Raw genomic sequence first — 23,157 nt, forward strand, 5'->3', positions numbered from 1 at the left:
TCTTAATGTTTATTAATGGACAATCTGGTTGTAATTGCATCAAACGCAATTTCTATACCATCTTCAATTTTATCTTTTAATTCTAATGTTTCGGTTAAGGTTTCTGCTTTAATATACGCTAAATTTTCAGAAACTGCCTCTAAAATTTCATCATGCTTTTGAATAGAAACACTAATTCTATCCGTTACTTCAAAACCTGAATCTTTTCGTAAATTTTGAATGCGGTTAACTAGCTCACGAGCTATACCTTCATAACGCAATTCTTCAGAAATTGTTACATCTAAAGCAACTGTTAAGGTACCTTCATTTGCTACTAACCAACCTTCAATATCTTGAGAGGTAATTTCCACATCTGCGCGTTCTAAAGTAATGATTTTTCCGTTAATTTCAACATCAATTTCACCCTTTTGCTCAATAATTTTAATATGATTTGCATCAAACTGCTGTATGCTTTTCGCTATCAACTTCATGTCTTTACCAAAACGAGGCCCTAATGTTTTGAAGTTTGGTTTGATTTGCTTCACCAAAATTTCAGATGCATCTTCTAAAATTTCAATTTCCTTAATGTTAACTTCATGTTTGATAAGATTTGCAACCGCTAGAATTTCTTCCTTTTGTTGTTCATTATCCACTGGAATCATGATTTTCTGCAAAGGTTGACGCACTTTAATCTTCTCTTTGGCACGCAAGGACAACACTAAAGATGAAATGGTTTGAGCAGCCTCCATTTTTCGCTCTAAAGATTTATCAACGAAACGCTCATCAAACTTTGGAAAGTTGGATAAATGCACACTTTCAAAGGTCTCTTTATTGGTAACTGCATTTAAATCCATATACAACCTATCCATAAAAAATGGCGCAATTGGAGCTCCTAGTTTAGCAATAGTTACCATACAGGTATAAAGTGTTTGATAAGCCGATATTTTATCCGTTTGGTAGTCGCCTTTCCAGAAACGTCTTCTACTTAAACGAACATACCAGTTACTCACATAATCTTGCGTGAAATCGGAAATGGCACGAGCCGCTCTTGTTGGCTCATATTCTGCGTAAAATGCATCTACTTTTTGAATAAGTGTATGTAATTCCGAAAGGATCCATCGGTCTAATTCTGGACGTTCTTCTAATGGAATTTCCGCTTCTTCGTAAGTGAATTTATCTAAATTAGTATATAAACTGAAAAACGAATAGGTATTGTAAAGTGTTCCGAAAAATTTACGTTTCACCTCTTCTATACCTTCTAAATCAAATTTTAAATTATCCCACGGATTGGCATTCGCAATCATATACCAACGTGTGGCATCTGCTCCGTAAGTAGATAAGGTTTCAAATGGATCTGCAGCATTACCCAAACGTTTGGACATTTTCTGACCATTTTTATCTAAAACGAGTCCGTTAGAAACGACATTTTTATAAGCAACCGAATCGAACACCATGGTGCCAATAGCATGAAGCGTATAAAACCAACCTCTTGTTTGATCCACACCTTCCGCAATAAAATCGGCTGGAAAAGATTCGTTGTTATCAATTTTCGCTTTATTCTCAAATGGATAATGCCATTGTGCATAAGGCATGGAGCCCGAATCGAACCAAACATCAATTAAATCGGCTTCCCGATTCATAGGTTTTCCGGATGGTGACACCAAAATAATATCATCAACAATATTTTTATGTAAATCTATTTTCGCATAATTTTCATCCGAATTGTTTCCGACTTCAAAATCTTCAAAAATAGCTTTTGCAAGTACACCGGCATCAACAGCTTTTGCCATTTCAGCTTTTAATTCTTCCACCGAACCAATACAAATTTCTTCTTTTCCATCTTCTGTACGCCAGATTGGTAATGGAATTCCCCAATACCGGGAACGGGATAAATTCCAATCGTTTGCATTTGCTAACCAATTTCCAAAACGACCTGTTCCAGTAGATTTTGGTTTCCAATTAATGGTTTCGTTCAATTCGAACATTCTGTCCTTAACATCGGTAACTTTTATGAACCAAGAATCTAATGGATAGTATAAAATGGGTTTATCCGTACGCCAGCAATTTGGGTAACTGTGTTTATATTTTTCAACCTTAAAGGCTTTGTTTTCTTCTTTTAGTTTAATGGCTAGTTCCACGTCAATAGACCGTTCTGGTGCTTCACCATCGGTATAATATTCATTTTTTACATATTTACCGGCATATTCACCCATTTCTGGACGGAATTTACCTTGTAAATCCACCAATGGTACTAAATTTCCATTCTCATCTTTCACTAATAATGGTGGAACTTCTGGTGTGGCTTGTTTAGCTACCAAGGCATCATCTGCTCCAAAGGTTGGTGCAGTGTGTACAATTCCGGTTCCATCTTCTGTAGTTACAAAATCGCCAGAGATAATACGGAATGCGTTTTCAGGATTATCATTTGGTAAGGCATACGGCAATAATTGCTCATAGGTAATACCTACTAAATCGGTTCCTTTAAATTCTTTAACTACAAAATATGGAATCTTTTTATCGCCAGATTTATAATCTAATAATTCCGGTTTTGTTTCAACACGTTTAAATTTCCCATCAAATTGATTGTTAACTAGAGGTTTTGCCAATACCACATTTATAGGCTCAAACGTATATTGGTTATAAGTTTCAACTAAAACATAATCAATTTTTGGTCCAACCGTTAAGGCCGTGTTACTTGGCAATGTCCAAGGTGTCGTTGTCCAAGCTAGAAAGTAAATATCACCTTCATCCTTTAAGAAATCTGGTAATGAGTTTTCATTTGCTTTAAACTGTGCTACAACTGTTGTATCTGTAACATCTTGATACGTTCCTGGTTGGTTTAACTCATGCGAGCTCAAGCCTGTTCCTGCTTTAGGCGAATAGGGCTGAATGGTATACCCTTTATAAATTAAGTTTTTATTATAAATTTCCTTTAATAACCACCAAACGGATTCCATATATTTTGGGTCGTAAGTTACATACGGATTGTCCATATCCACCCAGTAGCCCATTTTTTCAGTCAGATCGTTCCAAACGTCTGTATACCGCATAACCGCTTTACGGCAGGCTGCATTGTAATCTTCCACTGAAATAGTTTTACCAATATCTTCTTTGGTAATACCTAATTCCTTTTCAACACCCAACTCAATAGGCAAACCATGTGTATCCCATCCAGCTTTACGTTTAACTTGATAGCCTTTCATGGTTTTATAACGTGGAAAAATATCTTTAATAGCACGCGCTAAAACGTGATGTACACCTGGTAACCCGTTTGCTGAAGGTGGTCCTTCAAAAAACACAAATGGTTCCGCTCCTTCACGTGTGGTAACACTTTTTTCAAATACGTTATGTTGCTTCCAATAATCAAGAATATTACTTGCTACTTGTGGCAAGTCAAGTCCTTTGTATTCAGGGAATTTATTACTCATAATTTCGTTCATTCGTTTCGACCCGCGAAATTAATGATTTTTAGATAAATACCTGTTGAATTTAAAGCGAAATAGGGAAGAAAATGCTTAAAGTGTTATTATGGGTAAAAACTTTGGCCCTAAAACTAAAAACCAAAGTGCAAAACTCACAATTGAAGCGGGAAGTGCAATTATTAAAATTTGCTTCTGCATGTATTTGTTACAAATGTTGAAAAATAGCACAAAAGCTATAATTAAAATTGCCATATTCTTCAGAAAACTTATCCATTCAGGTAGCGTTTCTATTGCGACATATTTAGCAATTAAAATATAATCTAGCAGCCGTTCTAGCGTATCAAATAATTGGAAAGAAAAAACGGCTAACAAAATCCAATCAATAAGCTTGAAATCCTGTTTGTCACGGATGCGTTTGAATAAAATTACTGAAGCAACAACTGAAAAAATATAAATAAAGTAAAATACAACCGAATGAAAAAACTCAAATCGGTCACCTAAAACTTTTTGAGTCTCCAAAATTTCTTGACAGCCTATTAAATATCCTAAATAATTGTAGGTATAAATGTCTGATATAGTTCCTGAATGTAAAATAGCATCCGAAACTATATAAATTAAATTATAGAACTGGGTTTTAATAGGAAAAAAGAGCAAAAACAAACACAAAACAAACACATGCGATTTTGAAATTTGAAACGCTTTCATAAAAATATTGTTACACAATAAACCCAACCAAATCTTCAATTTTAGAAATCAATTGGATTTTTATGGTCATATTTTTTAAGGAAATCTTATTGTATTTAGACACAAATATGGTTGAAAACCCTAATTTTTCAGCTTCTAAAATGCGCTGTTCCACACGTTGCACTGGTCGGATTTCTCCAGACAGTCCAACTTCGGCAGCAAAACAATAATCTCTTGGCAAAGATACATCTTCATTAGAGGATAAAATAGCGGCAACCACCGCTAAATCGATAGCAGGATCATCTACAGTTATACCACCTGTAATATTCAAAAACACATCTTTAGCTCCTAAACGAAAACCGGCTCGTTTTTCTAAAACAGCCAATAACATGTTTAATCGTTTGGCGTTAAAGCCTGTTGCACTCCGTTGTGGTGTTCCATAAACCGCTGTACTGACCAAAGCCTGAACTTCAATCATGAGCGGGCGCATACCTTCTAAGGTTGCTGAAATAGCATTACCTGATAAATCTTCGTCCTTTTTAGAGATAAGAATTTCCGAAGGGTTTGAAACTTCACGCAACCCAGACCCTTGCATTTCATAAATACCGAGTTCGTTGGTGGAACCAAATCGATTTTTGTTAGCCCGTAAAATGCGAAAAACATGATTCCGATCGCCTTCAAATTGCAAAACCGTATCCACCATGTGTTCCAAAATTTTAGGACCGGCAATATTTCCGTCTTTGGTAATATGACCAATTAAAACAACAGGTGTGGCGGTTTCTTTAGCAAATTTTATCAGTTCTGTTGTACATTCCTTAATTTGCGAGATACTTCCGGACGAGGATTCGATATAATCACTATGCAAGGTTTGAATAGAATCTACCACCACAATATCGGGTTCTAGCTCTTCGATTTGCTTAAAGATATTTTGCGTTTTTGTTTCGGTTAGAATGTAGCAATTATTACTGTTTGGATTAATACGTTCGGCACGCATTTTTATTTGTTTCTGGCTTTCTTCACCAGAAATATACAATGTTTTATAAGGCAATTTTAAAGCTATCTGCAGCAACAAGGTGCTTTTTCCAATTCCGGGTTCACCACCTAAAAGGGTTAAAGATCCTGGTACAATGCCACCACCTAGAACGCGGTTAAATTCGGCGTCGCCTGTTTGCATTCGAGCTTCTTGTGATGCATCAATCTCATTAATTAATAAGGGCTTGGAAACGCGTTTTTTATTTGTAGATGTTGGTGTTTTCCAATCACTTTTTTCCGGTTTCTGAAGAACTTCTTCCGCAATGGTATTCCACTCCTTACAAGCCGTACATTGCCCTTGCCATTTGCTGTATTGTGAACCACAATTCTGACAAAAAAATGTTGTTTTTACTTTAGCCATATTTATTTCCTATAAAAATCGGAATCTTTTCTATTGCGTTTAATACCCGAAATCCGCTTTAATAGCATCTGCACGACGTAACATTTCATCTTTCGTTATACCACCAATTTCTTGCAAAACAAATGCTGTTTGATAGGCTTTCATAGCGCGCTTCGGCTCGCCTGTTTCTTCATAAAAACGGGCTATATAATAGTTTCCTAAAAGCGTGTCTGGATATTCTTTACGGGCTATCTTCCCTAATTCTTCGAAATATTCAAATTTTTCAGATTTGTTGATAGCGGCTTCAATGGCATTAAAATCGTTTATTAAAATAGGCTTATCAATATCAAATAAATCCTGAATGGCTTGATATTTCTCTGTTAAATACGTGACTGGCGACCCTTCTAACTTAAGAATGGTATCCTTATATTCCGTTTTGCTGATAGGTTGGAATACAAAGAAAATATCTTCTAAAGCATTTGGTATAGCATGAGCTGGTAACGCGTAATGAGATGCTTTGTCAAACGAATCAAAAGAATATAAGAAGTTTTTATTTTCTACTCCTGAAATAGCGGTATTTAAGGCGTCTGTGCTTTCTTTAAGTTTCGCAATATCATTAGCCGAAGTTGCTAAATAATAAAATATTTTGGTTTCAATCTTCGGTAGTTTCTCGGTTAAATAGGCTTGCATATCTGGTGCTAAATCTGGGCTAATAGCTATGTAAGCTTGAAATAAAGGTTGCCCTTTTAATAGAAAATAATTCATAAAATTTGCTGTGCGATCATGACCAATAATCACACGAAAATTAACGGTTCGATAGGTATCATTAATATAAGATAACAATTCCATACCTAGAAACTCATAGAATGCAGCACCTGTTTCAATTGGCAGGGAGTTTTGTTCCGAATACAAAACATCAGCAGAGCGCGTACTGACCTGATTGACACCAACTACAATACTTTCTGGCATATCCTCCCAATAGGAATAATAGTCTACATTTCCGGCTACGGCTTCAAACATATAATCGCCATCCAAGACCACAATTACAGGGTAAGATTTATCGGTATTTGCATCATAACCACGTGGCAATTGCACTTTAATTTCACGCGTTTCTCCTAATTTAGAAGATTGAAGCGGATGATAAATGACTTGCGACTGTATAGTAGAAATACTAAAAAAAAGGACAAATAGGAAGGCTAGTTTTTTCATGTGTATATTTTTATTATTTTTTTTAATTGTCACATGCTTTTCGCTATTAATTGGCATCTAAGTTGATAAACCGTTTAGCATGCTTGTTTCATAATAAAGCATTAAAATATTTAGGGCAAGTTATGAAAATAAGCCTAAATAATTAATCCGATTAAAAAGAAAATAATAATGACCTAGTCCTTGGAATCTATTTGGTGTGGCACCTTATTTCTATTGAAAATAGGCAAGTATAATAAGGATAAGCCACCAAATAAAATGATGAGTAAGGTTTGGGAGGTCCAAATAATCCACCCAAAAGCAATACTTGGTGCTTCGGGAATAGCAAAAATTGAAAATGCCGCATAAATAGCAATTGGGTAAGAGCCAATGCCACCATTGGTAGCTGCAATACTGAAGGTAGCAGAAATAAAACCAATTAAAATAGCGCCAAGCGTTATACCATTTAAAGCTTCAACCGAAAATGAAGTAGTATAAAACATCAGCACATACATAGACCAAATGAAAACGGTATGGAATAAAAATGCCCATTTCTTTTTCATTTTAAAAATACTCAATGCGCCTTCTGCGAGACCTTTTACAAAGTTTTTTATTTTTAATCCGAAACCAGTTTTGCTTTTTCGGATATAAAAAATAAAAACCCCTAAAAGCAAAATAGCCAATAAAAGATAAATAAGTAAGTTTTTAGGATTAAAACGCTCTATAAAAAAGGCTACGATATAATCGAATTGCAAAAACAGGGTGATTCCAATGATGATTAACAGCATAATTAAATCTGCAAAACGTTCGGCTACAATGGAACCAAAACCTTTTTCAAATGGAACACCTTCATAGGTTGTTAATATAGACGCTCTAGCAACTTCACCTGCGCGAGGAATGGTATAATTGATAAGATAAGCCGAAAAAACAGCCATAAAACTATTAGCAAACCGCACTTTATAACCCATAGGCTCTAGCTGAAATAACCAACGATAGGATCGAGACAGGTGACTTAAAAGTCCGAAAAACATACCCAACGTTATATAAAAGTAGTTGGCATTTTTAAAATAATCTAGCAATTGGGACAGCGGCACTTTGGATAAAGAATACCATATTAAAAAAACTCCCAACAGAATTGGGAGTATAATTTTAAGATATTTTTTTAGTGCAGGGTTCACTACTTATTGCAATAGATTATTGTCTTCATTAGGGAAAACTAAAGATGGTTTAAATACTTTAGCTTCTTCAATATCCATAAAAGCGTAGGTAATTAGAATTAAAATATCACCTGGAGATACTTTTCGCGCTGCAGCACCATTAAGGGTGATTTCACCACTATTTCGTGGCCCAGGGATACAATAGGTTTCTAAACGTTCGCCATTATTGTTATTCACAATTTGTACTTTTTCACCTTGAATAATATTGGCAGCTTCCATTAAATCTTCGTCAATGGTAATACTACCAATATAATGAAGTTCGGCACCTGTACATTTTACGCGGTGAATTTTAGATTTTACGACTTGAATTTGCATATGGCAAAGATAATTAATTTAATGCGATATTATCAATTAGTCTAATATCGTCCGCATAGACCGCTATAAAGGCTCTATACGTTTTGGTTTTTGATTTTCTTGAAACTGGTTTCAGCGTTTCTTCGTCCGCAATTATAAAATACTCTAATTGTAATAAGTTATGATTACTAAACGCGTTTTCAACCCACTCCGTAACATATTTAGCACTTTTTGTGCCAAACTGTTTTTTGGCAGATTTTAGCGTTTTATAGATAAATGGTGCTGCTATTTTATACTCTGGTTTTAAGCGTTCGTTTCTGGAGCTTAATGCCAAACCATCTGCACCTCTAAGAATTGGACATCCGTGTATAGTAACAGGAATTTGATGTTTTTCAACCAATTTTTTGATAATTGCTAATTGCTGAAAATCCTTTTGTCCAAAATAGGCATGATCTGGTTTAACTATTTCAAATAAGCGCTTAACAATGGTACCAACCCCATCAAAATGGCCTTCGCGAAAACGCCCTTCCATTTCAAATTCCAAACCGTCAAAGCTAAAATGTTCTGCTTTGGTTTCTGTTTCATAAATATCAGAAACTTCAGGCGCATAAATTATAATTTGGTTTGAAACTGTTTTTAAAAGTTCGGTGTCGCGCGCTAATGTTCGCGGGTAATTATTTAAGTCGGTTGCATTATCAAACTGCGTAGGATTCACAAAAATACTGACAACTACAAAGTAATTTTCCTCGAGCGCCTTTGAAACCAAAGACAAATGTCCTTGGTGCAATGCTCCCATGGTTGGTACAAAACCAATACTAAACTGCTGGTCTTTTAGACCTTGCAAATGTTTTTCAACTTGCCTCTTTTCTGTAAAAACAATCACTTAATAAAAATTTAACGCGTGCAAACTTAATATTTTACGGGCAATTAGCATAAAATTTTGTAATTTTGCGTGTTTTTTATTTTGAACTTCAAAAGCTATTTAATATTATGAAAGATAAGAGGATATTATATGTATCATCTGAAGTAGTTCCGTATTTACCCGAAACTGAAATTTCATCCATGTCATTTGAAACACCGCGAATGGTGAATCAATTGGGTGGACAAATTAGAATTTTCATGCCACGATACGGTAATATTAATGAACGCAGACATCAATTACACGAAGTTATAAGACTTTCTGGAATCAATTTAGTTATTAATGATTTGGATATGCCACTCATTATTAAAGTTGCTTCCATCCCTAAAGAGCGCATTCAAGTTTACTTTATAGATAATGATGAATACTTTAAGCGTAAAGCCACACTCACTGATGAAGAAGGAAATTTATTTCCGGATAATGATGAGCGTGCTATATTTTTTGCAAAAGGGGTTATTGAAACCGTTAAAAAATTAAATTGGGCACCAGATATTATTCATGTTCATGGTTGGTTAGCATCCCTATTACCCGTTTACTTAAAAGAGTATTACAAAGACGAACCTTTATTTAACGATAGTAAAATAGTAACGTCTGTATACAATCAAAGCTTTGATGGTTCGTTAAACAAGGACATGTTTAACAAAATAAAATTTGATAACATCAGTGAAGATGCTATAAAAACCCTTAAAGATCCAACCTATAATAACGTAATGAAGGTTGCAATTGATTATTCAGACGCCTTAATTATTGGATCAGAGGATCTTCCAGAAGATTTAACAAAACATTTAAAAGATTCTAAAAAACCTGTTTTAGATTACAAGCCCAAAGACGAGTTTGGTGAAGCCTATGCTGAATTTTATAATTCAGAGGTGTTAAGCTAAATTATTTGCGCTAAATATTTACTATGAAAAAAACAATAAACCTGTATAAAACAATAGCAGCTGTTGGCTGTTTATTACTAACAGTTGTCGCTTGCGAAAAGGATTTCTCAACGATTGAAAGTGAAATTGAAGGCATTAAAGACTTTACCACAGCCGGAAAGGTTTTCCCTACCGTAATGTATGATAAAAAGCTAGAACCCGTTCAAACAAACAATTTGACATCTAATTTATTAGGTATTTATACCGATGAAACTTACGGTAAAACAACAGCCAATGTTGTTTCACAAGTTATTCCGAATAATTTTAGTTTTGATTTTGGAGAGGATCCAAAAGTAGAGTCCGTGTATTTAACCGTTCCTTACTATTCTCGAATTGTTGGAACTGATGCTAATGGAAATAGTATTTATGCTCTAGATTCTATATTTGGAGCAAATCAAAATATCAAATTATCTATTTATGAAAACACCTATTTCTTGCGAGATTTTGACCCGGGAACGGATTTAACAGAAGCTCAAAAATTTTATTCAAATGCCAATCAAACTATAAATTTTGATAATTATCAAGGAGAGCTGTTGTATACTTCGGAAAGTTTTTTACCTGATAATTCACCTACTATAATTCGGGCAATTAATCAAGAAACAGGCCAATTAGAAGAGGTGGGTAGAGGTGCACCAGCCATGTATCTTGAGCTTGAAAATGATAATGAGTACTGGGATAATTTATTTTTCTTTAATAGTTTAAATCCAGAAGCACAACCAGAATTAAGTAATGCCAATAATTTTAAAAATTACTTTAGAGGGTTATATTTTAAAGTAGAAGAACCATCTGCAGGAGGTAGTCAAGGAAATTTATCTATGTTGAACTTTTCCCAAGCTAACATTGTCATAACTTATAGTTCAATCACAAGAATTGTTATAGACGATTCTGGTAACACTGAAGAAGTTCGTGATAATGCCGAAATCATATTAAATTTTTCAGGAAATCGTTTAAATACAATCGAAAACTCTAACGATGTAAAAAATATTATAAACACGGCTACATCAAATACCGATTTAGAAAATGGTGATACAAATGTATATTTAAAAGGTGGCGAAGGAAGCTATGGAGTAATTGATCTATTTTCAGGAAATATGATTGATGACAATGGCAATAGTGTTTCCACTGTAGACTACTTTAAAAGTAAAAAAGGAAAATGGCTTATAAACGAGGCAAATTTAACGGTTTATGTTAACCAAAGTGAGGTCAATAATTCTGATCAAGAGCCTGAACGTGTTATTATCTACGATTTAAAAAATAATACACCAATTGTTGATTATTATTTAGATCCAACAATAAGCACTACGGATCCACTAAATTCTCGAATTAATTATTCAGAAAAACTGAAACGCGACAGCAATGATAACGGTGTAAGGTATAAATTTCGATTGACAGAACATGTCAGTAATATTCTTTTACGAGATTCAACAAATTTAAAATTGGGGGTTTTTGTAACAACTAACATAAATTTAACTCAAAATGCGAGTGTACTTAATGTACCAGATGAAAAAGTACCAACTGGATCTGTTTTATCGCCTAGAGGAACTGTATTACACGGCAGCAATCCAAGCGTTCCAGACACTAAAAAAATGAAATTCGAAATTTTTTATACCGAACCAACTAACAACTAAATTATGTGTGGTATTGTAGGATATATAGGTCATCGTGAAGCCTATCCAATAGTAATTCAAGGACTTAAGCGTTTAGAATATAGAGGTTATGACAGCGCAGGTGTTGCCCTTTTTGATGGTACCGAATTAAAGGTTTGCAAAACAAAAGGTAAAGTAGCTGATTTAGAAAAACTAGCCGCAACAGAAATGACTACAAACGGTAATATAGCCATTGGTCATACACGTTGGGCAACACATGGTGTGCCTAATGATGTTAATGCGCATCCACATTACTCTAATTCTGGCGAATTAGTCATTATTCACAATGGTATTATTGAAAACTACGATTCACTTCGAAAAGAATTAACATCTAGAGGTTATACGTTTCAATCAGATACAGATACGGAAGTATTAATTAATCTAATTGAAGACGTAAAAAAGAAAGAAAATGTAAAATTAGGTAAAGCTGTTCAAATTGCATTAAACCAAGTAATTGGCGCTTATGCTATTGCTGTTTTCGACAAAAATAAACCAGACGAAATCGTTATTGCAAGACTTGGAAGCCCATTAGCCGTTGGTATTGGCGAAAATGAATTCTTTATAGCTAGTGATGCTTCACCATTTTTAGAATATACAAAAAATGCTGTGTATTTGGAAGATGAAGAAATGGCCATCATTCGTTTAGGCAAAGGTATTAAAGTTAGAAAAATTAAAGATGATTCTTTAGTAGTACCATATGTTCAAGAATTACAAATGAATTTAGAGCAAATTGAAAAAGGTGGTTATCCACATTTCATGCTAAAAGAAATATTTGAACAACCAAATGCCATTAGAGACACCTATAGAGGTCGATTATTAGTTAATGAAGGCATTATCAGAATGGCTGGAATTGATGATAATCTTGAGCGTTTTTTAAATGCTAATCGTATAATTATAGTAGCCTGTGGTACATCATGGCACGCTGGATTAGTAGCTGAATATATTTTTGAGGATTTAGCAAGAATTCCTGTTGAAGTAGAATATGCTTCGGAATTCAGATACCGAAATCCCGTTATTACCGATCAAGATGTGGTAATTGCTATTTCACAATCTGGTGAAACCGCGGATACACTTGCAGCTATTAAATTAGCCAAATCGCATGGTGCATTTGTATTTGGAGTTTGCAACGTTGTGGGTTCTTCTATTGCAAGAGAAACTCATGCAGGAGCTTATACGCATGCCGGACCAGAGATTGGTGTAGCATCCACAAAAGCGTTTACAACACAAATTACGTTACTTACTTTAATTGCCTTAAAGTTGGCAAAAAATAAAGGAACAATTTCTAAATCGGATTTTCACTACCACCTTCAAGAATTAGAATTAATTCCGGAGAAAGTTTCAAAAGCCTTACAATCTGACGAGCATATTAAAGCCGTTGCTGCCATTTATAAAAATGCCAAAAACTGTTTATATTTAGGAAGAGGTTATAATTTCCCTGTAGCCTTAGAAGGCGCTTTAAAGCTTAAAGAAATTTCATATATTCATGCAGAAGGCTATCCTGCTGCAGAAATGAAACACGGACCAATAGCTTTAATTGATGAACAAATGCCTATTGTAGTTATTGCAACAAAAAAAGGGCATTATGAAAAAGTAGTTAGTAATATTGAAGAAATCAAAGCTAGAAAAGGTAAAATAATTGGTATTGTTACAGAAGGTGACACCAATGTAAAACAATTAGCCGATCATGTTATTGAAGTTCCAGAAACTTTAGAGTGTTTATCTCCACTATTAACAACTATTCCATTACAGTTATTATCTTACCATATAGCTGTCATGCTAGGAAAAAATGTGGATCAACCTAGAAATTTAGCCAAGTCTGTAACCGTTGAATAATCCTCTTTATTAAGGGTATCTCATTCAGGTTTATTAAGTTAGTATCATATTAGAATGACTAATTTTTACTATGCTTGCATAAAATTTTAGAATTTTTTATTAAGTTTTGTTATAATTATCTATATTGCTACTATAATAACTAACTTAAACGAAAAAATGAGATCAATTCTTTCAATTTTATTGTTGTTTTCCTGTGCGATAACCTTTGCACAAACAACAATTTCAGGAACAGTTGTGGATGGAAGTGAACAACCAATTCCGGGCGCAAATGTTATAGTAGTAGGAACCGCAACCGGTACAATTACTGATTTTGACGGTGTTTTTACCCTTACAGTATCCCAAGTTCCTCCATTTACAATTCAAGCAAGTAGTGTTGGATTCGAATCTGCTTCAGTAGAAGTGACTTCAAGTAGCGACTCTGTTAAACTCGTGCTTTCTGAAGGAACTGCTTTGGATGAAGTCGTTATTTCAGCTTCGAGAACACCAGAACGTATTTTTGAATCTCCGGTAACTGTTGAACGTTTCGGGTTGAAAGAAATTAAAAACACGGCTTCTGCCGATTTTTATGGTGGTTTAGAAAACTTGAAAGGTGTTGATGTTAACACAAACAGTTTAACCTTTAAATCTATTAATACAAGAGGTTTTGCTGCCTTTTCAAATACCCGATTTATGCAGTTAGTAGATGGCATGGATAATTCCACACCTGCCTTAAACTTCCCAATTGGAAATTTAGTGGGTATGACTGAAACAGATATATTAAGCGTTGAATTACTACCTGGTGCCGCTTCTGCTCTTTATGGTGCTAACGCATTTAATGGTATCTTATTCATGCGTAGTAAAAACCCATTTGATCATGCTGGTATTAGCGGTTATGTAAAACAAGGTATTACATCGCAAGACGCGGGTGGTGACAACAGCTATACCGATGTTGGTATCCGGATGGCTTATAAATTTTCAGATAAATTTGCCGCTAAAGTTAATTTTGGCTGGTTAAGCGGAACGGATTGGGTGGCCAATAATTATGTAGGAAAACCAGGCACTGGTGCTACAAGAGCTGCTGTTGATTATGACGGTTACAATATATATGGTGATGAAGTTTCTACAAACATTAGAGCTGCTTCGGGTGGTTTAGGTATCATACCAAATGTTGTAGTAAGTAGAACAGGTTACGAAGAGCGTGAACTTACAGATTATAACGCGGAAAGTATTAAAGCAGACTGGGGATTATACTACAGACCTTGGGCTAATGATTTTGAAATTGCCTATGTGGGTAAAATAGGTACAGGTTCTACTATCTATCAGGGTACTAACCGTTATAATATTGACAACTTTACACAACAACAACACAAAATAGAAGTTAGAAATGATAATTTCTTTGTAAGAGGTTATGTAGTTGCAGATAAGGCAGGTGACTCTTACGATATGGTTTTCACCGGTATTAACATCAACCGCTCTTGGAAGAGTGATGAAGATTGGTTTGGAGATTATATTAACACCTTCGCTGGTGCAACTTTGGGAGGAGCCACAGAAGCTCAAGCTCATGCAGCCGCAAGACTTGTAGCAGATGATGGCCGTTTAGAGCCTGGATCAGATGCCTTTAAGAGAGCATTTGATGCGGTTATTGCAAATCCAGATTTATCAGTAGGATCTCGTTTCCAGGATGCATCTAAATATTATCATTCAGATGCTAACTATAACTTTAGTCATTTAATCGATTTTGCAGAAATTCAAGTTGGTGGTTCGTTTAGACAATACGACTTAAATTCTTCAGGTACCATTTACACGGATTTTGACGGACCAATTCAGTATTCTGAATTTGGTATCTATACTCAAATCCAAAAAGAATTAGACTTAAACGAAAGTTTAAAGTTGAAATTAACAGGTTCGTTACGTTATGATAAATCAGAGTTATTTGAAGGGTTCCTTTCTCCTAGAATCTCAGCTGGTTTTACAGTTAACGAAGACCACAACATTAGAGGGTCTTTCCAAACAGGATTTAGAAATCCATCAACACAAGATTTATTTATCGGTTTAGATGCCGGCCGCGCTGTATTAGTAGGTTCAGCTGAATCTAATTTAGATCGCGATGTTAGAACATACCCTATAAGTACAGCTGGTCAAATTGCTGGCCAAGGTATTACGTCAGTAGTTACGGGACGTATGGCTTATGAGAACTCTTTTACTCTAAACTCCGTTCAAAATGGTGCACCTGTTGCTTCAGATGTAGATATCGTTAAGCCAGAGCAAGTAACATCTATTGAAGTAGGATATCGTGGTAAAGTAAAGCGATTAATTATTGATGCTAGTGTTTATTTCAACTCGTATTCAGATTTTATTTCAAATGAAACAGTTGTTGTTCCTTTATACGGAACAGTTGGAGACAATACCTTATCATTATTAGCACTGCAAAATGGTGACTTTGAAGCATACCAGACATATACAAATTCTGATGCGAATATTGAATCTTATGGAGCTGCCATTGGTTTATCAACCAAAATTTTTGGGAATTATGATTTAGGCGCAAACTATACGTTTACAAAACAAGAGTTTGACCAAGCTCAATATCCAGATTTCAGAACAAGCTTTAACACACCAGAGCACAAAGTGAAAATGTCTATCGGCAACACAAATGTTATTAAAAATTTAGGTTTTAATTTAGCATGGAGATGGAGTGATTCTTATTTCTGGCAAGCAACTTTTGGCGATGGTGATATTCCATCATACCATACAATAGACGCTCAATTAAGCTATACCCTTCCTAAATTTAAATCTGTAATTAAAGTAGGTGCTACCAATTTATTAGGTGACGAATATTACACAGCCATTGGTACTGGTAATATAGGATCTATGTATTACGCCTCAATAGTAATTAACAACTTATAAAATTATGAAAAAGATAACACGAGATATCAAATATATTTGTCTACTAGCAGCAACCATTACCTTATCTGCTTGTAGTAGTGATGATGATGCTGCATCCGACGCAACAATTCAGTATCCTGCATTAGTTACTGGCGATGCCGACTTTTCTAAATACGTAGCTGTGGGCGCATCCTTTTCAGCTGGTTTTACCGACAATGCCTTGTTTGCTGCTGCGCAGAACAATTCTTTTCCAAACATGCTCTCGCAAAAATTTGCTTTAGCAGGAGGTGGCTCATTTAGTCAACCTTTAATGGCCGATAATATTGGCGGCTTATTATTTAATGGAATGCCTTTTTTTGATGCCGATGGTAATAGGCAATTTGGACCTAGACTGTTCTTTGACGGATCAGGACCAACACCTTTAAACGCCATGTCAACTACAGAAGCTACAAATGTACTTTCTGGTCCGTTTAACAACTATGGTGTTCCCGGCCTTAAAAGTTTTCATTTAGGCGTAGCAGGATATGGTTTTGCTAACCCTTACTTTGGCAGAATGGCCTCTAATCCAATGGCCACAGTACTTGGTGATGCTGCCGCTCAAGCTCCAACATTTTTTAGCTTATCAGAAATTGGCGGTAATGATGTTTTAAGTTATGCTATATCTGGGGGAACAGGTGTAGACCAAACAGGAAATTTCGACCCATCAACTTATGGTCCTAATGATATTACAGATCCGAATGTGTTTTCAGGTTCTTTTACTGCAGCTGTTAATGCCTTAATTGGGGCCAACAATGCAAAAGGTGTTGTTACTAACGTACCTTATATAACTACGTTAGCGCACTTTACAACGGTACCTTATAACCCATTAGATCCTTCAGAAAACGATGATTTTGCTGCTCAAGTTCCAACATTAAACAATGTGTTTGGCGCTTTGAACCCAATTTTTAACGCTGTAGACCCAAGCCGTGCTATAGTTTTTTCTGAAACAGAACCAAGTCCTGTAGTAATTAAAGATGAATCGCTTACAGATATTTCATCTATAATAACCACACAATTACTAGCAAGCCCAACATTCCCTGCATTTATAGCACAATTTGGTTTACCGCCTGCAGCGGCACCACTTGTAGCTGGTTTATTAGGTCAAACATATGGTCAATCAAGACAAGCAACTCCAGCTGATTTATTCGTGCTACCAAGTAGTAGTATTATAGGTCAGGTAAATGAAACTTATGCTGGTTTTTTAATTGGACAAGGTTTATCAGCTACGGTAGCTGGTCAATTTTCTGTAGAAGGTGTAACCTTGCCATTAGCAGACAAATGGGTTCTTATTCCTAGTGAGCAAGCAGCTATTACGGCAGCTACCGATGCATACAACGCTTCTATTCAAACTATAGCATCAGATAATGGTTTGGCTCTTGTGGACTTCAAAGGTATTTTAGAACAGGCTGCTACAACAGGTTATCCTTCAGGGGACTTTATTTACAATACAGCTTTAGTTAGAGGTGGTTTAGTAAGTTTAGATGGTGTGCATCTAACAGCTAGAGGCTATGCCATAATAGCAAACGAAATGATGAAAGCTATTGATGCCACCTATGGTAGTAATTTTGAAGCTTCTGGAAATTTAATTGATCCAGGAACAAAGCCAACAAATTACCCACCAACATTACGTTAAAAACAATCTTTTTTATATAAATAGGAAAGCCCTCAAATAGAGGGCTTTTTTAATGTCAAAAAAAGCCATAATTTTTAATACGGTTTTTAAATTAAAACCCATATATTTGCAGCGCGAAAACAGTAGGTGTTTTCATTGAATTAAATTGCATAATATTAAACACATAAGTAATGTCAAAAGTTACAGGTAAAGTTGCACAAATTGTAGGTCCAGTTATTGATGTTGAATTCGGAGCTGGTTCTGAACTTCCAAAAATTTACGATTCATTAGAAATTAAAAAAGCTGATGGGTCTTTATTAGTATTAGAAGTACAATCTCACATCGGTGAAGATACCGTTCGTACTATCGCGATGGACTCGTCAGATGGTTTAAGTAGAGGAACCGAAGTTGTTGCAACAGGTGCACCAATTCAAATGCCTATTGGTGAAGATGTTTACGGACGTCTTTTTAACGTAATTGGTGATGCTATTGATGGTATTGGTGATTTGCCAAAAGCGGGAGCTGCTGGTTTACCAATTCACAGACAAGCACCAAAATTTGAAGATTTATCAACCTCGACAGAAGTTTTATTCACAGGTATTAAAGTAATCGATTTAATTGAGCCTTATGCAAAAGGTGGTAAAATTGGTTTATTTGGTGGTGCCGGTGTAGGTAAAACCGTATTAATTCAAGAGTTGATTAACAATATTGCAAAAGGACACGGTGGACTTTCTGTATTTGCAGGTGTTGGTGAAAGAACACGTGAAGGAAATGATTTACTTCGTGAAATGTTAGAGTCAGGAATTATACGTTATGGTGAAGATTTTATGCATTCTATGGAAAATGGTGGATGGGATTTATCTAAAGTTGATAAAACTGCCATGAAAGAATCCAAAGCAACTTTCGTTTTCGGACAAATGAATGAGCCTCCTGGAGCACGTGCACGTGTTGCATTATCTGGTTTAACTATTGCAGAATATTTCCGTGATGGTGCTGGTGAAGGTCAAGGTAAAGATGTACTTTTCTTCGTAGATAACATTTTCCGTTTTACACAAGCGGGTTCTGAAGTATCTGCATTACTTGGACGTATGCCATCTGCCGTAGGTTACCAACCAACTTTAGCAACTGAAATGGGTGCCATGCAAGAACGTATTACATCAACAAAAAGAGGTTCCATTACATCTGTACAAGCGGTTTATGTACCTGCGGATGATTTAACGGATCCAGCGCCTGCTACAACCTTTGCTCATTTAGATGCAACAACTGTATTGTCTCGTAAAATTGCAGAGTTAGGTATTTATCCTGCGGTAGATCCATTAGATTCTACATCTCGTATTCTTACTGCTGATATTTTAGGTGATGAGCATTATGATTGTGCACAACGTGTAAAAGAGTTATTACAGCGCTATAAAGAATTACAAGATATTATTGCTATTCTTGGTATGGAAGAATTATCTGAAGAAGATAAAATGGCTGTTGGTAGAGCAAGACGTGTACAACGTTTCCTATCACAACCTTTCCATGTAGCAGAACAATTTACAGGCCTTAAAGGTGTTTTAGTTGATATTAAGGAAACAATTAAAGGATTTAATATGATTATGGATGGGGAGTTAGATCACCTTCCAGAAGCTGCCTTTAACCTTAAAGGAACAATTGAAGAAGCTATTGAGTCTGGTGAGAAAATGTTATCGGAAGCTTAAATCTAGTATGCAGTTTGCAGTAGCAGTTTGCAGTAGCAACTGATTGCTGAATCCTGAATACTGAATACTTATAAAATATGTATTTAGAAATTGTATCGCCAGAGGCAACGATATTTAGTTCGGAAGTGGACTCTGTAACAGCACCAGGTGTTGATGGTGAATTCCAAATGTTAAACAATCACGCACCTATTGTATCTATTTTAACTGAAGGTACTATTAGAATTAATACCCACACACAAAGCCATTTGGTTTTTGATGAGTTACACGGTTCTATTATTCCTCATAAAGACGATAAGAAGGTCCTGACAGTTGCAATCAATTCTGGAACCCTTGAAATGAAAGATAATAAAGTGATTATTTTAGCAGATTAATTGCTAATTAAAGATTATAAATAATAAAAAGACCTTACTTCCCGTAAGGTCTTTTTATATTGCACCTAAAGGTAAATAGTGTTCATTTATAGCTTATTTTAAATCTATTATTCTAGGTACCACTCTCCAATTTTCCTCTTTAAATTCAACGTTTTCATAAGTACTTATTAACTTAAATAATCCATTGTAAATTAAAGCACATTCACTTTAATCTTCTTCCATAACTTAACGAGCATAAATCCAAAAATAATTGAGGCGCCTGTTAGCAAAAGGGCATGGAGATAATCCCCATAAATAAAATAGCCTGTTGCAAACATGACACTATAAATCATGGCACAGCCTACTAACATAGCTAAAATGCCTGATGGTACACTCCACCCTTCTTTCGTATTTACTAGTTCCACATTATCAGCACGTGCTTCATGAACCACTTTATTCCAACCTGGACCGCCTGGTTGAATTTTCTTATAAAATTTCTGCAATACTGTTTTGCTTTCTGCTTGCGTTAAGAATGTTACCGCAACCCATACGATAGTCGTTACTAAAACAATTATGGGGAATTTTGCCCATCCTGGCATGAGTGCATCATCACCAAAACAATAGGTTCCCAAATCTGTAAAATTCAAAATAATAGAGACAAATCCAGATACAAACATAGCCGAAATTTCGCTCCATGCGTTTATGCGCCACCAAAACCAGCGCAAAATAAAAATCAAACCAGTTCCTGCTCCAAACATTAAAATAATATCAAACAGTTGTAAGGCATTTGTAAGAACCAATGCTAATAACGCACTACAAACCATTAAAACAATAGTCGCAATTCGTCCTACAGCAACCAATTGCTTTTCCGAAGCATCTGGCTTAACTTGCTGTTTGTAATAATCGTTTACTATATAGGACGCGCCCCAATTTAGGTGTGTTGAAATGGTACTCATATAAGCCGCAACCAACGATGCTAATACCAAACCTAGTAAACCACTTGGCAACTTGGTAAGCATAGCCGAATACGCTAAATCGTGACCTAATTTATCCTCTGCTACTAAAGGAAAGGCTTCATGAATACTCGCAATATCTGGAAAAACCACTAATGACGCCAAAGCCACAATAATCCATGGCCAAGGACGCAGCGCATAATGCATAATGTTAAAAAAGAAAGTCGCGCCAATGGCATGATTTTCATTTTTTGCGGCCAACATACGTTGCGCAATATAGCCACCACCTCCAGGTTCCGCTCCTGGATACCAAGAGCTCCACCATTGTACCGCTAATGGAATAATTAATAAAGTAATTAAGGCTTCAGTATTGGTAAAATCTGGTAGGATATTTAATTTATCCGCTACATTTTCATGCTGCAACATGGCTTCCAATCCACCTACTTCAGGCAAACCTACTAAATAATAAGCAGCACCTAAAGCACCAGCCATAGCCGTAAAGAATAAAATAAAATCTGTGTAAACCACACCTTTAAAACCACCCAAAGCACTAAAAATAACGGTTATGGTCCCAGCATATATTACCGTTTCCCAAGGTTGTAAACCCAACATAATAGCACCAATTTTTATAGCTGCTAATGTAACGGCAGACATGGCTAAAATATTAAAAATAATGCCTAAATAAATGGCGCGAAACGCTCTTAAAAAACGCGCTGGTTTTCCACCATAGCGCAATTCATAAAACTCGATATCTGTGTTGACTTCCGATTTTCGCCACAACTTCGCATATACAAATACGGTTAATAAACCTGTTAGCAGAAACGCCCACCAAACCCAGTTTCCAGAAACCCCATTGGTTCTCACAATATCGGTTACTAAATTGGGCGTATCAGTAGAAAACGTAGTTGCTACCATAGAAACTCCTAACAACCACCAAGGCATATTTCGACCTGATAAAAAATACTCGGAAGCCGATTTTCCGGATTGTTTGGAAACGTAAATTCCTATAAAAAGCGTAATTGCAAAAAATGAAATAATTAGAGAGACATCAAGTACAGATAATTCTACCATAAATAGTAACCGTTTTTCTTTGGAATAGTTAGGCTAACTTACACTTTTTTAATCACATTGGTAACAATACCCCAAATAACAAAATCGTTTTCTTCCGTAATTTTTATGGGTTGATACATGGCATTTTCTGGTTGTAACCAAACACCATCTTTTTCAACGCGTAGACGTTTCACCGTAAATTCACCATCTAAAAAACAAACAGCAATACGGTTATTAATAGGCTCTAAACTTCTATCTATAACTAATAAATCATTATCATCTAAACCAGCATCAATCATACTCTGCCCTGAAACGCGCGCATAGAATGTGGTCATTTTATTTTTAACCAACATGTTGTCTAATGACAAACGTTCTTCATTAAAATCTTCAACTGGCGCAGGAAATCCTGCTGATATTCCAGTATCAACAAAAACAGCTCCTGTATTCACAGATAAATCAGGTGTAAAGAAAGTCAAGGGATTGGCGGTTTGAAGTCTCATGGTTTTGGTTTTGAATTATTTATGTCATGCAATAATTTGAATTTGATATGTGAAGGAATCATGTACTAGATTTCATCAAAATAATGCCATTCAAGTGTCTGCGGTATAAATCTAATAATAAATTCTGAAATGAGACGATAACTAGGTGAAATCTAAAGAATTTATATTTTAAAGGAAAATTCTTTCCGTATTTTTACATGCTATGGAAGACACCTTTAAAACCATTACTGTATTTCAATACACCACTGAAGCCGAAATTATAAAAGGCAGACTAGAAGCCGAAGGCATCGAGGTATTTTTAACGGACTACACAACAATTGACACCAACCCAATTGTCAGTAACGCTATTGGAGGCGTAAAACTGAAAGTATATGCCGAACAGGAAGCTGAAGCTATTGCCATTTTAAAATCTATTTCTAGTTACTCCTTGGATGATGATGGTCATGCCATTCATTGCCCAAATTGCCAAGAAACTAAAATAGAACTATTTTCGACTATTAAAGATTTAAAATCCTTTATGGCATTTTTAGTTGGCTTTGTTTTTGGCACATTGCCGTTTCACACACGGTATAATTACCGTTGTGAGCATTGTAAAACAGAATTCCCTTTAGAATAAATTG

At 35.5% G+C, this 23,157-nt stretch carries 17 protein-coding genes; 8 read left to right on the forward strand and 9 right to left on the reverse strand.

Features of this window, described 5'->3' with window-relative positions; genetic code table 11:
• Positions 1 to 2: 2 nt before the first annotated feature.
• From ileS to panC, 7 genes are all read right to left on the reverse strand, one after another.
• Complete coding sequence (ileS, locus tag GMA17_RS12065) at positions 3 to 3,407, reverse strand: isoleucine--tRNA ligase (RefSeq protein WP_248396518.1); 3,405 nt, start codon at positions 3,405 to 3,407, stop codon at positions 3 to 5.
• Between the two features lie 87 nt (positions 3,408 to 3,494).
• Positions 3,495 to 4,106, reverse strand: a complete 612-nt coding sequence (locus GMA17_RS12070) for a hypothetical protein (protein WP_248396519.1) — start codon at positions 4,104 to 4,106, stop codon at positions 3,495 to 3,497.
• A gap of 10 nt (positions 4,107 to 4,116) precedes the next feature.
• Entirely contained in the window at positions 4,117 to 5,478 is a 1,362-nt protein-coding gene (radA, locus tag GMA17_RS12075) for a DNA repair protein RadA (protein WP_248396521.1), read from the reverse strand.
• Positions 5,479 to 5,517: 39 nt separating this feature from the next.
• Complete coding sequence (locus tag GMA17_RS12080) at positions 5,518 to 6,666, reverse strand: alpha/beta hydrolase (protein ID WP_248396523.1); 1,149 nt, start codon at positions 6,664 to 6,666, stop codon at positions 5,518 to 5,520.
• A gap of 173 nt (positions 6,667 to 6,839) precedes the next feature.
• A complete protein-coding gene (locus tag GMA17_RS12085; RefSeq protein ID WP_248396525.1) occupies positions 6,840 to 7,820 on the reverse strand; it encodes a lysylphosphatidylglycerol synthase transmembrane domain-containing protein in 981 nt (326 codons plus the stop codon).
• A 3-nt stretch (positions 7,821 to 7,823) separates the two neighbouring features.
• Positions 7,824 to 8,174, reverse strand: coding sequence for an aspartate 1-decarboxylase (gene panD, locus GMA17_RS12090; protein ID WP_248396527.1), 351 nt, complete (start codon positions 8,172 to 8,174; stop codon positions 7,824 to 7,826).
• A gap of 13 nt (positions 8,175 to 8,187) precedes the next feature.
• Positions 8,188 to 9,036, reverse strand: coding sequence for a pantoate--beta-alanine ligase (gene panC, locus GMA17_RS12095; RefSeq protein WP_248396529.1), 849 nt, complete (start codon positions 9,034 to 9,036; stop codon positions 8,188 to 8,190).
• Positions 9,037 to 9,143: 107 nt separating this feature from the next.
• On the opposite strand from panC, the gene GMA17_RS12100 reads away from it, so the two are divergent.
• From GMA17_RS12100 to GMA17_RS12130, 7 genes are all read left to right on the forward strand, one after another.
• Entirely contained in the window at positions 9,144 to 9,953 is an 810-nt protein-coding gene (locus GMA17_RS12100) for a glycogen/starch synthase (protein WP_248396531.1), read from the forward strand.
• A 23-nt stretch (positions 9,954 to 9,976) separates the two neighbouring features.
• The gene (locus GMA17_RS12105) at positions 9,977 to 11,620 is read left to right on the forward strand and encodes a DUF4270 domain-containing protein (RefSeq protein ID WP_248396533.1); all 1,644 of its coding nucleotides are present in this window, start codon (positions 9,977 to 9,979) and stop codon (positions 11,618 to 11,620) included.
• Positions 11,621 to 11,623: 3 nt separating this feature from the next.
• Entirely contained in the window at positions 11,624 to 13,471 is a 1,848-nt protein-coding gene (gene glmS / locus GMA17_RS12110; RefSeq protein ID WP_248396535.1) for a glutamine--fructose-6-phosphate transaminase (isomerizing), read from the forward strand.
• 156 nt (positions 13,472 to 13,627) lie between these two features.
• Positions 13,628 to 16,354: a TonB-dependent receptor gene (locus GMA17_RS12115; RefSeq protein ID WP_248396537.1), complete on the forward strand. Its 2,727-nt coding sequence runs from the start codon at positions 13,628 to 13,630 to the stop codon at positions 16,352 to 16,354.
• Positions 16,355 to 16,358: 4 nt separating this feature from the next.
• Positions 16,359 to 18,005, forward strand: coding sequence for a G-D-S-L family lipolytic protein (locus GMA17_RS12120; protein ID WP_248396539.1), 1,647 nt, complete (start codon positions 16,359 to 16,361; stop codon positions 18,003 to 18,005).
• A gap of 170 nt (positions 18,006 to 18,175) precedes the next feature.
• Positions 18,176 to 19,684, forward strand: coding sequence for a F0F1 ATP synthase subunit beta (gene atpD / locus GMA17_RS12125; RefSeq protein WP_248396541.1), 1,509 nt, complete (start codon positions 18,176 to 18,178; stop codon positions 19,682 to 19,684).
• A 77-nt stretch (positions 19,685 to 19,761) separates the two neighbouring features.
• The gene (locus GMA17_RS12130) at positions 19,762 to 20,055 is read left to right on the forward strand and encodes a F0F1 ATP synthase subunit epsilon (protein ID WP_248396543.1); all 294 of its coding nucleotides are present in this window, start codon (positions 19,762 to 19,764) and stop codon (positions 20,053 to 20,055) included.
• 191 nt (positions 20,056 to 20,246) lie between these two features.
• On the opposite strand, the gene GMA17_RS12135 is transcribed toward GMA17_RS12130, so the two are convergent.
• On the reverse strand, positions 20,247 to 22,058 hold the full coding sequence (locus GMA17_RS12135; RefSeq protein ID WP_248396545.1) for a sodium:solute symporter family protein: 1,812 nt from the start codon (positions 22,056 to 22,058) through the stop codon (positions 20,247 to 20,249).
• A gap of 38 nt (positions 22,059 to 22,096) precedes the next feature.
• A complete protein-coding gene (locus tag GMA17_RS12140) occupies positions 22,097 to 22,537 on the reverse strand; it encodes a LexA family transcriptional regulator (protein WP_066249359.1) in 441 nt (146 codons plus the stop codon).
• 202 nt (positions 22,538 to 22,739) lie between these two features.
• Between GMA17_RS12140 and GMA17_RS12145 the strand changes: the two genes are divergently transcribed.
• Positions 22,740 to 23,153 carry a DUF2007 domain-containing protein gene (locus GMA17_RS12145; protein WP_248396547.1) on the forward strand — a complete coding sequence of 138 codons (414 nt, stop codon included), beginning with the start codon at positions 22,740 to 22,742 and terminating at the stop codon, positions 23,151 to 23,153.
• Positions 23,154 to 23,157 lie beyond the last annotated feature (4 nt).

The sequence above is a fragment of the Bizionia sp. M204 genome (assembly GCF_023205095.1).
Classification (GTDB): Bacteria; Bacteroidota; Bacteroidia; order Flavobacteriales; family Flavobacteriaceae; genus Algorimicrobium; species Algorimicrobium hallyeonense.